The following is a 544-nucleotide window of genomic DNA, read 5'->3' on the forward strand; positions in this document are numbered from 1 at the left end:
GATGATTGGGGTGAAGTCGTAACAAGGTAGCCGTATCGGAAGGTGCGGCTGGATCACCTCCTTTCTAAGGAATATACGGAATTAACTTGATGTTAGACTGTTCGTTCAGTTTTGAGAGTATAATCTCTCAAAATAAGGTGAAAATAGCGAAGGATTCAAGGAAGCGTAAGCTGACGAGAATACCAAAGCTTACCATTCATCAATCGTTCTTTGAAAACTAGATAATGTAATGAAGAAGATTACCGAGTAATCGCCACCTTAGTTATTTTCTCTCTATATAATAGTAATAGAGTAGAGATACTAAACTTTTTTAAAAAAACACAACCGTGAGGGTTGTGAGAAGCAAGCAGTTCAAGGAAGCGAGCGAGGAAATACCGGAGTGTGCGTCTTGTGCACATGAGGATGTTGACGAGTGAGCTGACGCTGAAATGCGTAGCTTATCGCAAGCCGAACAATGGTTAAGTTAATAAGGGCGCACGGTGAATGCCTTGGCACTAGGAGCCGATGAAGGACGGGACTAACACCGATATGCTTCGGGGAGCTG

General features: G+C 43.0%; 2 rRNA genes. Both read left to right on the plus strand.

The window, feature by feature from the left end:
- A 16S ribosomal RNA gene (locus tag LCM23_RS25755) occupies positions 1–64 on the plus strand; the annotation flags it as partial.
- Positions 65–456: 392 nt separating this feature from the next.
- Positions 457–544 (plus strand): 23S ribosomal RNA (locus LCM23_RS25760); the annotation flags it as partial.

Origin of the sequence: Cytobacillus kochii (assembly GCF_020171845.1) — a bacterium.
GTDB lineage: Bacteria > Bacillota > Bacilli > Bacillales > Cytobacillaceae > Cytobacillus > Cytobacillus kochii.